Consider the following 8091-nt stretch of genomic DNA (forward strand, 5'->3'; position numbering starts at 1 on the left):
ACATGTGGGCCGGTCCGCATCACCTGCAGTACACCGCATTGCCCGACTGGGCGCAGAACCTGGGCATGGTGTTTTCGCTGGTGCTGCTGGCGCCCTCGTGGGGCGGTGCGATCAACGGCATCCTCACGCTGTCGGGCGTCTGGTACAAGCTGCGCACCGATCCGATCCTGAAGTTCCTCGTCGTCTCGCTCTCGTTCTACATGATGAGCACGTTCGAGGGACCGATGATGTCGATCAAGACGGTCAACTCGCTCAGCCACTACACCGACTGGACCATCGGCCACGTGCATTCGGGTGCGCTGGGCTGGGTCGCGATGATTTCCATCGGCTCCATCTACGCGATGCTGCCGCGCCTGCTGCGCCTGCCCAGGATGTATTCGACCAGGCTGATCGATCTGCATTTCTGGCTGCATACCGTCGGCGTGGTGGTCTACATCACCGCGATGTGGATTGCCGGCGTGACGCAGGGCCTGATGTGGCGCGCCACCGATCCTGACACCGGCACGCTCACCTATGCCTTTGTCGAAGCGCTCAACGCCACCAAGCCGTATTACCTCGTGCGCATCGGCGGCGGCTTGATCGTGCTGTCCGGCATGCTGGTGATGGGCTGGAACGTGTTCAAGACGTTCCGCCTGGCCGCCGCGAGCACCGAGCCGCAACCGCTGCTGGCGCCCGATGCCGCCGACGCCCGTGCCTGAAGGAACAGACATGAGCCAGACACACGCAAAACTCGAAAAGAACATCGGCCTCATGGCCATCCTGGTGGCAGTTGCCGTTTCCTTTGGCGGTCTCGCCGAAATCGTGCCGCTGATGTTCCAGGCCGAAACGATCAAGCCGTTGCCGGGCGTCAAGCCGTATCCCGCGCTGCAGCTGGCGGGCTTCGACGTCTACGTCCGCGAAGGCTGCTACAACTGCCATTCGCAGATGGTGCGCACGCTGCGTTTTGAAACCGAGCGTTACGGCCATTACTCGCTGGCGGGCGAATCGGTCTACGACCATCCGTTCCAATGGGGCAGCAAGCGCACCGGTCCGGATCTCGCCCGCGTGGGATTGCGCGGCTATTCCGACGACTGGCATCGCGCGCATCTGCACAACCCGCGCGACGTCGTGCCCGAGTCCAACATGCCCGGTTATCCGTGGCTGGCGGACAACAAGCTCGACGGCGAGGAAGTGGCCACGCACATGCGTGCGCTAAAACGCATCGGCGATCCGTATAGCGAAGAAGACATCGCAGGCGCGGCCAAGGCCGTCGAAGGCAAGACCGAGCTCGATGCGGTGATCGCCTATCTGCAGGCGCTGGGCACGCATGTGTCGCAGGCCGACATGCAGGCTGCCGAAGGAGCGGAGTGACATGGTTCCTGGACTGATCACCGCATTCCTGCTGGTGCTTTTTGTCGGCGCCTGCATCTGGATCTGGCGTCCGGCCACGAAGCCGGCGATGGACGCCGCCGCGCAAATGCCGCTGGAAGATGACAAGGAGGAAATCGCATGACTTCCGGATGGACCTGGTACGTCATCGCCATCGTGGTAGCCAACCTGGTCGGCTGCGTGTGGCTGTTGCGCGCCAATACGCGCCGTAGCCCCACCGATCCCAAGCCTGATGAAACCGGCCATGTGTGGGACGGCAATATCACCGAGTACAACAAGCCGCTGCCGCGTTGGTGGATCAATCTGTTCTACATCACCATCGTGTTCGCCGTGGGCTACCTGATCTGGTTCGGCGTCGGCACGTTGCAGKGCCTGGGACATTGGAGCTCGCACAAGGAATGGGCGTTGGAGTCGGCGGCCGAAGACGCACGCCTGGACGACGCCCTGAAGCTCTATGCCGGCCAGTCCATCGACGTGCTGGCGAAGAACCCGCAGGCGGTCGCGATGGGGCGCACGATCTTCATCAATCGCTGTGCGGCCTGCCATGGTTCGACCGGCCACGGCGCCACCGGCTTTCCCGATCTGACCGATGACATCTGGCATTGGGGCGGCACACCGCATCGCATCCTGGAGACGATCCAGGAGGGCAGGCAGGCGGTCATGCCCGCCTGGGCGACCACGCTTACCGCGCAAGGCGGCCCGACGGCCGTCGACGACACCATTGCCTATGTGTTGTCCTTGTCCAAGCCGACGCAAGCCAGGGACGAGGCAAGCGAGCGCGGCGAGAAGCTGTTCCAGACGATCTGCGTGGCCTGCCATGGTCCCCAGGGCAAGGGCAACCAAATCGTGGGCGCCCCCGACCTGAGCGACAGCTATTGGCTCTACGGCAGCAGCAAGGCCTCGTTGCACAAAACGCTGAACGAAGGCCGGCAGGGCGTCATGCCTGCGTGGAAGCCCGTGCTTGGCGATACGCGCACGCGATTGGTCGGTGCTTATGTATGGACGTTGTCGCCCCACAAGGATGCGCCACCCGCGGGTGCGGTGGTCGCCGAATGATCGACAGGAATACCACCGTCACCCACGGACACCAGCCCGCGCCGGTCGCGCAGAGTCTGGGTGCCTTGCTCTGGCCAAGCTTCTTCGTGGCTGGTGTGGTGACGGTGGTGTTCTTTGCCTTCATCGATCCGATCGCCCTGCGCGACATCACCTTTCCCGCGTTGAAGATCGGACGTGAACTCGGCTACACGCTGGGTTTCTTCCTGATCTGGCTGGCGACGGCCTCGTCCAGCCTGTTCACCTGGATCCTGCTGCGCCCGAGTCGTGCGGTGCGATCACTTCCACGTTCGGGTAAGACACCATGAGTCGCCGCATTCCGCTCCAGGTCATCGATGACGGGAGCGATTCGTACTACGTCAGCGAACGCAAGGTCTATCCGCGCGATGTCTCGGGCCGTTTCAACCGTCTGCGGGTGGCAGCGGTTATCTGGCTGCTGGGCATGTACTACAGCTTTCCCTGGCTGACCTGGCAGGGGCGGCAGGCCGTCCTGCTGGACCTGCCTGCCCGAAAATTCCATGTGTTTGGATGGCTATTCCTGCCCCAGGATTTCCTGTTTCTTTCGGTGTTGTTGATCATCGCGGCGCTGGCGCTGTTCTTCTTCACCGCCTTGGCAGGTCGCTTGTTCTGCGGCTACGCCTGCCCGCAGACGGTATGGACCGAAGTGTCGCTGTGGATCGAACGCTGGTGCGAAGGCGATCGCAACAAGCGCATGAAGCTCGATGCGTCGCCATGGACGCGCGAAAAAATCCTGCGCAAGAGCGCGCGCCACGCGCTATGGGCAGTGTTCTCGCTGTGGACCGGTTTCACCTTCGTGGGTTACTTCAGTCCGATCGGCGAGCTGGCGCGGCGCACGCCTTTGGGATGGGGCGGGTGGGAAGCGTTCTGGATCCTGTTCTATGCATTCGCCACCTGGGGCAATGCCGGCTTCCTCCGGCAGCAGGTCTGCAAGTACATGTGCCCCTACGCGCGCTTCCAGAGTGCGATGTTCGACCGCAACACCTTGCTCATCGCCTATGACCCGATGCGCGGCGAGCCACGCGGTCCGCGCAAGCGTGGTCTTGCCAGTGTGCTGAGCCGGGCGCGCGGGCTGCTCGACACCGTCACGGCCTACGACTATGTGTTCCGCGCCAGTCAGCATCCTTCCGCCGCGGATCATCGCGCGCAGGCCTGTGGCACGATTACGCTCGCGGCGCTGGGCGAACAGGCTGCGCCGTTGCCCAAGTTTTCTTTGGAAGAGCTGGGCGACTGCGTCGATTGCACGATCTGCGTGCAGGTGTGTCCGGTCGGCATCGATATCCGCAACGGTCTGCAATACGAATGCATTGCCTGTGGCGCGTGTATTGATGCCTGCGACGAGGTGATGGGCAAGGTCGGCTATCCGCAGGGCCTGATTCGCTATACCACCCAGAACCAGATCGATGGCAAGCCGGCCAGACTCGTACGCACACGTGTGCTGGCCTATGGCGCATTGCTGCTGGCTCTGATGAGCGGCTGGTTTTATGGCGTCACCCATCGCAGTCCTGTGATGGCTGAAGTGCTGCGCGATCGCAATGCGATGTACAGCGAGGATGCCGACGGCGACATCCAGAATGCTTACACGCTGAAGCTGGTCAACAAGGCGCAAACGCCACACCACTTCGCGATCGACGTGAGTTCGGCTGATCTGCCCGACCTGCGACTGGGCGGTGGCGTGCAAGCCGTGCGTGCCGAGAGCGGCGAGGTGCTTTCGGTGCCGCTGACCGTCACGACGGCGGCGGACATCACCGGCCGCCATGAGGTGACCTTCCACGTGCGCGACCTCGACGCGAACGTCGGTGTCGACGTCAAAAGCAGCTTCTTTGGACCTTTGCCATGAACCAGACACGCAGTACCTGGCGCGAACCGATGGTGTGGATGCTGGTGGGTCTGCCGCTGGCTTCCGTGGCGATCGGCTTCGCCTTGTTGTTTGCGGCCGTGCGTCCCGGTCGCGAAGACATGGACACCATCACGCAGGCCACGCGAGTCGGCAAGCTGCTGGTATCGGCGCACGATGAGCCCTCCACGGAAGTCGCCACCAAGGGTCTGGTGCTTCGCTTGAAGGGCGACATGATCGAAGCCGTGCCCATGGACGGCGACTTCCCGCGTGGCGGCAAGCTGCGACTGACGCTGCGGGCTGGCGACTCGCACGCTGCGGAACGCATGATTGAACTATCGCCCAGCGAACTGGGCTGGCGCGGCGTCGGTTCGCTGGACGGCGGGCAAGCCTGGGCGGTGGAATTGAGCCCGGACAATGAGGCCTGGTCGCTGCACGGACATTGGACGGCGCAGGCGCGAGCGATACGCCTGACGCCCTGATCGTGGACCGCGACGTCGACGCCGACCCGTCCGGTCGGGCACTCCTCTGCTACCACTGCGGCGAAACGCTGCCGCTCGCTCCTGTGCAACAGGAGGTCGACGGCGAGCTGCGCGGCTTCTGTTGCCACGGCTGTGGTGCGGCGGCGGAGTGGATTGGCCAATCCGAGCTCGGCGACTACTACCGTCTGCGCAGCGCGGCAGCAACGCGCGTCGAAGAGATGGCCGATCTGGCCAGCTGGGACCGCGACGACCTGCTCGGCGAACACGCGGTGCCCGTGGCCGGCGGGCTTGAAATCACCCTGTTGACCGATGGCATGCGTTGCGCCGCATGCGCGTGGTTGATCGATCAGGCGCTGCGGCGTGAGCCGGGCGTATTCGACTCGAGTGCGAACGCAGTGACCGGGCGCATCCGCATCGGCTGGCATCCAGCGCGGGTTCGACTGTCGCACTTGCTCGGACGTCTGGCGATGCTCGGCTATCGCCCGTATCTGGCCACCGGCGCTGCGCGCGAACGCGAGCGCGTGGCCGAACAGCGCCGATGGCTGATGCGCCTGGGCATCGCCGGTCTTGGCGCGATGCAGACCATGATGTTTTCCGAGGCGCTGTATCTGGATTTCGGCCATCACATGGCCGGTCCGACACGCGACTTCTTCCGCTGGGTCGCCTTGCTGGTCGCCACGCCCGTGGTGTTTTTCTCCGGTTGGCCATTTCTGCAGGGCTGCTGGCGCGAGCTGCGGCAGCGCCATCCGGGCATGGACACCTTGATCGCCAGCTCGACGCTGTTGGCTTACTTCGCCAGCATGGTGGAAACCGCCCGTGGCGGCGCGCAGATCTGGTACGACGCCGCCACGATGTTCGTGTTTCTGTTGCTCACGGCGCGCCKGCTGGAGCAGCGCGCGCGCCGCGTCGCCAGTGCGCAGGTGGATGCGCTTGCGCGAGCACGTCCCACCTTGGCGGTGCGCGAGCGCGCTGACGGCAGCAGGGAGTCCGTGCCCGTGGCGTCACTGCAGGTGGGCGATATCGTCTGCGTAGCCGTGGGCGAAGTGGTGCCTGCCGATGGGTGCCTGCTCGGTGCGGAAGCCTCGTTCGAGGAGGCGCTGCTTACCGGTGAGTCGCGGCCGATGACTCGCGCGCCGGGAGCGACGATTTATGCAGGCACCGTATGTCGCGAGATTCCCGCGCGTATCGAAGTGACCCGGATCGGTGCTGCCACGCGATTGTCGCAGCTGGCCCGATTGGTCGAGCAGGCGCAATCGCAACGACCGCGCCTGGCGCGCGTCGCCGATCGCATCGGCAGCGTGTTCGTATCGGTGTTGATCGTGTTGGCGGTGATTGTCTACAGCGTTTGGCGCATCCACGAGCCGGCGCGAGCGTTCGAAGTCACGCTGTCGCTGCTGGTGGTCAGTTGCCCATGTGCGCTGTCACTGGCAGTGCCGACCGCGCTGGCGGCAAGCCACGGCGCCTTGGCGCGACTAGGCGTGCTCTCCATCCGCGAGGGAGGCCTGGAGCATCTCGCGCGTGTCAGCGACATGGTGTTCGACAAGACGGGCACGCTGACCAGCGTGCAGCTCGCCGTGGGCGACGTGCAGACCTTTGGGGATATCTCGTCCGCTGTTGCTCTGCAGATGGCGGCCGCACTGGAGCGAGATAGTGGCCATCCCATTGCCCAGGCCTTTGCCGGCATCACCACATCGCTGCAAGCCCAGGACGTGCGCACAATCACGGGACTCGGCGTCCAGGGCCATATCGAAGGAACGTGGTGGCGACTCGGCCGAGCCTCGTTTGCAGCCTCTCGTGACGACGACGGCCAGCTCTGGCTGGGTGACGGCAAGCGAGCGGTCGCCAGGTTCTGTCTTCAAGAGAGCGTGCGCGCTGGTGCAGCGGAGACCATCGCGGCGCTGCGCATCTTGGGCGTCGAGATCCATCTTGCCAGCGGCGATGCCGCCACAGCGGTGCAGCGCTTGATGCGCGAATTGCGGATCGGCCAGGCGCATTCGCGCCAGTCGTCGGAAGACAAGCTGGCACTGGTGCGTGCGCTGCAGGCGAAAGGACGCATCGTGGCGATGGTGGGAGACGGCCTGAACGATGCGCCGGTGCTCGCCGGCGCCGATGTGTCGATTGCCATGGGCGAGGGTGCCTCGCTGGCGCAGCGCGCGGCCGACATGGTGTTGACCTCGCCATCGTTGCTGCGCATTCCCGCTGCCATCGTGCTGGCGCGGCGGACACAGCGCATCATCCGCCAGAACTTCGCCTGGGCCGTGGGTTACAACTTGCTCGCGCTGCCTCTGGCGATCACTGGGCATGTGACGCCTGCCTTGGCCGCACTCGGCATGGCCACATCCTCCTTGGCCGTGACGTTCAATGCGTTGCGTTTGGTGCGGCCAGCGAAGGCGGGTGTGACGCCGTGATCATCCTGCTCATGCTGGTGCCACTGAGTTTGATGCTGCTTGCGTTTGCGATTGGCGCCTTCGTGTGGGCCGTCCGCAAAGGGCAATTCGACGATATAGATACGCCTGCGCTGGATATCCTGCGCGACGATGCGCGCCCTGATGCGCCGCACGCCTCCAGGGACGCCGATGTCGATTGACGTGCTCGCCGTTTCGGCGGCGTTATTGACCGGCTTGGTGGGCGGTATGCACTGCGCGGCCATGTGCGGCGGCATCGCAACCGGGTTTTCCGTGTGGTCGCCGCGTCATGGACTGCTCGCGTCGCTGCAGTTGAATGCTGGCCGCGTGCTGGGCTATGTGCTGGCGGGCGCGCTGGTCGGCGGGATCGGCGATGGCGTGTTGCGATTGTTCGAGTGGCATGCGCTGGTGATCGCTACGCGCGTGATGATGGGCGTGGTGCTGGTACTGGCGGCGTTGCGTCTGCTGGACCAGCGAGGGCGCTTGCGGTTGCTGGGACGCCCGGGAGTGCAGCTGTGGCGATGGCTGCAGCCTTTGCAGCGGTGCCTGCTTCCCGCGAACACGGCGCAGCGTCGCATCGTTGCGGGCATGTTGTGGGGATGGATGCCGTGTGGCCTCAGCGCGACGATGCTGGCGGGAGCATGGCTGCAGGCGAATGCGTTGAATGGCGGCGTCACCATGGCTGCCTTCGGCCTGGGTACCTGGTTGGTGATGGTGCCGCTCACGTGGTCCGGTGCGCGTGTGGGTCGGTGGACGCAGCATGCGGGTGCGCGACGAGGTGTGGCAACGTTCGTGCTGCTGGCTGGCGTGATCACGATGGCGGGGCCGTGGTTGGTGCAGGTGCCGTCGCTGCATGGGCTGATGGGGTGGTTGGGGTGTGGGTCGCTTCGTTGAGTCGCGCACAGGGTGCGCTCCCACAGGTTTGTCG

The 8091-nt window shown here is 64.6% G+C and carries 10 protein-coding genes; all 10 read left to right on the forward strand.

Going from position 1 to position 8091, the window contains the following annotated elements; all coding sequences use genetic code 11:
• A partial coding sequence (locus tag AC1DMG_RS17555; protein ID WP_477180840.1) for a cbb3-type cytochrome c oxidase subunit I occupies positions 1-698 on the forward strand: 698 nt, incomplete at its 5' end.
• 10 nt (positions 699-708) lie between these two features.
• The gene (gene ccoO / locus AC1DMG_RS17560; protein ID WP_477175007.1) at positions 709-1350 is read left to right on the forward strand and encodes a cytochrome-c oxidase, cbb3-type subunit II; all 642 of its coding nucleotides are present in this window, start codon (positions 709-711) and stop codon (positions 1348-1350) included.
• Between the two features lies 1 nt (position 1351).
• Positions 1352-1492 carry a cbb3-type cytochrome c oxidase subunit 3 gene (locus AC1DMG_RS17565; RefSeq protein WP_477175006.1) on the forward strand — a complete coding sequence of 47 codons (141 nt, stop codon included), beginning with the start codon at positions 1352-1354 and terminating at the stop codon, positions 1490-1492.
• Positions 1489-2424 (forward strand): cytochrome-c oxidase, cbb3-type subunit III, encoded by a 936-nt coding sequence (ccoP, locus tag AC1DMG_RS17570; protein WP_477180841.1) that lies wholly within the window; start codon positions 1489-1491, stop codon positions 2422-2424. The genes AC1DMG_RS17565 and ccoP overlap by 4 nt, the downstream gene beginning before the upstream one ends.
• Positions 2421-2729, forward strand: coding sequence for a hypothetical protein (locus AC1DMG_RS17575; RefSeq protein ID WP_441604437.1), 309 nt, complete (start codon positions 2421-2423; stop codon positions 2727-2729). The genes ccoP and AC1DMG_RS17575 overlap by 4 nt, the downstream gene beginning before the upstream one ends.
• Positions 2726-4279 carry a 4Fe-4S dicluster domain-containing protein gene (locus AC1DMG_RS17580; protein ID WP_477175004.1) on the forward strand — a complete coding sequence of 518 codons (1554 nt, stop codon included), beginning with the start codon at positions 2726-2728 and terminating at the stop codon, positions 4277-4279. Before AC1DMG_RS17575 ends, AC1DMG_RS17580 begins: the two co-directional genes overlap by 4 nt.
• Positions 4276-4758 (forward strand): hypothetical protein, encoded by a 483-nt coding sequence (locus AC1DMG_RS17585; RefSeq protein WP_477175003.1) that lies wholly within the window; start codon positions 4276-4278, stop codon positions 4756-4758. Before AC1DMG_RS17580 ends, AC1DMG_RS17585 begins: the two co-directional genes overlap by 4 nt.
• Before the next feature lie 2 nt (positions 4759-4760).
• The gene (locus tag AC1DMG_RS17590; protein WP_477180842.1) at positions 4761-7166 is read left to right on the forward strand and encodes a heavy metal translocating P-type ATPase; all 2406 of its coding nucleotides are present in this window, start codon (positions 4761-4763) and stop codon (positions 7164-7166) included.
• Complete coding sequence (gene ccoS / locus AC1DMG_RS17595; protein WP_477175001.1) at positions 7163-7345, forward strand: cbb3-type cytochrome oxidase assembly protein CcoS; 183 nt, start codon at positions 7163-7165, stop codon at positions 7343-7345. Before AC1DMG_RS17590 ends, ccoS begins: the two co-directional genes overlap by 4 nt.
• Positions 7335-8057 (forward strand): sulfite exporter TauE/SafE family protein, encoded by a 723-nt coding sequence (locus AC1DMG_RS17600; RefSeq protein WP_477175000.1) that lies wholly within the window; start codon positions 7335-7337, stop codon positions 8055-8057. Before ccoS ends, AC1DMG_RS17600 begins: the two co-directional genes overlap by 11 nt.
• Positions 8058-8091 lie beyond the last annotated feature (34 nt).

It is taken from the genome of Dyella sp. 01N36 (assembly GCF_056399745.1).

Coding starts and splice junctions, on each gene's coding strand:
- AC1DMG_RS17585 (WP_477175003.1), top strand. CDS start 4,276: ATGAACCAGACACGCAGTACCTGGCGCGAACCGATGGTGTGGATGCTG.
- AC1DMG_RS17600 (WP_477175000.1), top strand. CDS start 7,335: ATGTCGATTGACGTGCTCGCCGTTTCGGCGGCGTTATTGACCGGCTTG.
- ccoO (WP_477175007.1), top strand. CDS start 709: ATGAGCCAGACACACGCAAAACTCGAAAAGAACATCGGCCTCATGGCC.
- AC1DMG_RS17575 (WP_441604437.1), top strand. CDS start 2,421: ATGATCGACAGGAATACCACCGTCACCCACGGACACCAGCCCGCGCCG.
- AC1DMG_RS17580 (WP_477175004.1), top strand. CDS start 2,726: ATGAGTCGCCGCATTCCGCTCCAGGTCATCGATGACGGGAGCGATTCG.
- AC1DMG_RS17565 (WP_477175006.1), top strand. CDS start 1,352: ATGGTTCCTGGACTGATCACCGCATTCCTGCTGGTGCTTTTTGTCGGC.